Origin of the sequence: Sphingopyxis sp. (assembly GCF_041916015.1) — a bacterium.
Classification (GTDB): domain Bacteria; phylum Pseudomonadota; class Alphaproteobacteria; order Sphingomonadales; family Sphingomonadaceae; genus Sphingopyxis.
The window spans coordinates 1-1,734 of sequence record NZ_JAYSAH010000059.1 but is presented as its reverse complement, the minus strand read 5'-3'; the positions used below and the strand labels follow the sequence as shown (position 1 = coordinate 1,734).

At 64.3% G+C, this 1,734-nt stretch carries 4 protein-coding genes; all 4 read left to right on the top strand.

Annotated features, from left to right (window positions below):
• Positions 1-282: class II fructose-bisphosphate aldolase (locus ACE3SL_RS09360; protein WP_374525468.1), on the top strand; the 282-nt coding region annotated here is incomplete at its 5' end.
• Between the two features lie 214 nt (positions 283-496).
• A complete protein-coding gene (locus ACE3SL_RS09355) occupies positions 497-805 on the top strand; it encodes a hypothetical protein (protein ID WP_374525467.1) in 309 nt (102 codons plus the stop codon).
• Entirely contained in the window at positions 802-1,305 is a 504-nt protein-coding gene (locus ACE3SL_RS09350) for a hypothetical protein (RefSeq protein ID WP_374525466.1), read from the top strand. The genes ACE3SL_RS09355 and ACE3SL_RS09350 overlap by 4 nt, the downstream gene beginning before the upstream one ends.
• Positions 1,302-1,734: thiamine phosphate synthase (locus ACE3SL_RS09345; protein ID WP_374525465.1), on the top strand; the 433-nt coding region annotated here is incomplete at its 3' end. The genes ACE3SL_RS09350 and ACE3SL_RS09345, both read left to right, overlap by 4 nt.

The window sequence follows — 1,734 nt, the reverse complement described above, 5'->3', positions numbered from 1 at the left end:
GGCGTGCGCAAGATCAACATCGACACCGACAACCGCATGGCGATCACCGGCGCGATCCGCAAGGTCTTCGCCGAGAAGCCGGGCGAGTTCGATCCGCGCGCCTACCTCAAGCCCGCCAAGGAAGCGATGCGCAAGGTCTGCATCCAGCGCTTCCAGGAGTTCGGCGCGGAAGGCTGGGCCGACAAGATCAAGGTCGTGCCGCTGGCGGCGATGGCCAAGCGCTACGCCACGGGCGAACTGGACCCGACCATCGGCAAGAGCCGGGCCGCGGCGGCGGAGTGAGCGACGCGCCGCGATCTATCTTTTCATAGGGACGGGCGCTGCGAACGAAACGGGCGGCTTCCTTTCATAGATGCCGCGCTTGTGAAATCTGCTTTCATACCGGGCAGGCTGAATCCGGCTGCCGGTGAAGCCTGGGTTGGCGCCGGAGCGTGAGGAGCTTGCCATTCCGAGGCAACGGGCGCATTTTTCGGCTTCGATAATTTGGACGACCGATGTGAGCGAACTCGCGCCCGAGATGTTCGATCTGATGAATGAGGTGCAGACCATCGTCGAGCGCGAGTTCGGCGAGAGGGTGGTTGCAGGCGTGGAAGTCGAACTAGGCTACAATCATCTCGGCGAAGAGTCGTGGAATGTGCTCGTCATTCTTAAGAGGCCCCTTGGCAGCAGCGCGCCGGTGCTAAGGGTGCTGCGAATGGCGAACGACTATCTTTCCAGGCGCGGCGACGAGCGGTTTGCGTACATCCATTACGCCACCAGAAAAGAAGCCCGAGAGAAAAAAGAGGCTCGCGAGCAGGCCGCATGATCGATGCGGCAAAATGGCTTGATCACGCTTTCGCCTTGGCACAGCCGCCTGCCCGCGGAGCGCCAAAGCAGGTCGATCTCCGCCGGTCGGTCTCTGCTGCCTATTATGCGCTCTTCCATCGCATTCTTGCCCTGACTGCCGACGACCTCGTCGGCGCGACGCACTCCAAGTCCAGTGCCTATGCGCTGGTCTATCGCGCATTTCAGCACAATCTCATGGAAGCGCGATGCAGCGAGTGCGCCAAGGAAACGATGCCGGCGCGAACAAGGCAGGCTATCGGCCTCGCCTCGTTTTCGCCTGAGATCAAAGAAGCGGCCGCAGCATTCGTGAGCTTGCAGTCCGCTCGACATCGCGCGGACTACGACCCGCGAGGGAAGGTCACATTGTCCGACGCATCGGACAGCTGTCAGACTGCTCGTCAGGCAATGAGGGCGCTGGCCAACGCGCCGCCGGGTGAACTAAAGCTGTTCCTTCTCTATCTCCTCTTCGGTGCGCGGTGACCGGCCCGCGCTGCCGTCTCTATCTCATCACGCCGCCGGCGCTCGATCCGGCGACGTTCGCACCCGTGCTGGCTGAGGCGCTGGCGGGCGGCGATGTCGCCTGCGTGCAGTTGCGGCTGAAGGACGTTCCCGACGAGGCCGTGCTCGCGGCCGGGCGCCTCCTGATGCCGATTGTTCAGGCCGCCGGGGCCGCCTTCATCGTTAACGACCGGCCCGACCTCGCGCGGGCGCTCGGCGCCGACGGCGTCCATGTCGGGCAGGACGACGCCTCCTATGGCGAGGCGCGCAAGCTGCTGGGGCCTGACGCCATCGTCGGCGTCACCTGTCACGACAGCCGCCACCTCGCCATGGAGGCAGCCGAAGCCGGGGCCGACTATGTCGCCTTCGGCGCGATCTACCCGACCGCCACCAAGGAGGCGAAGACCAGCG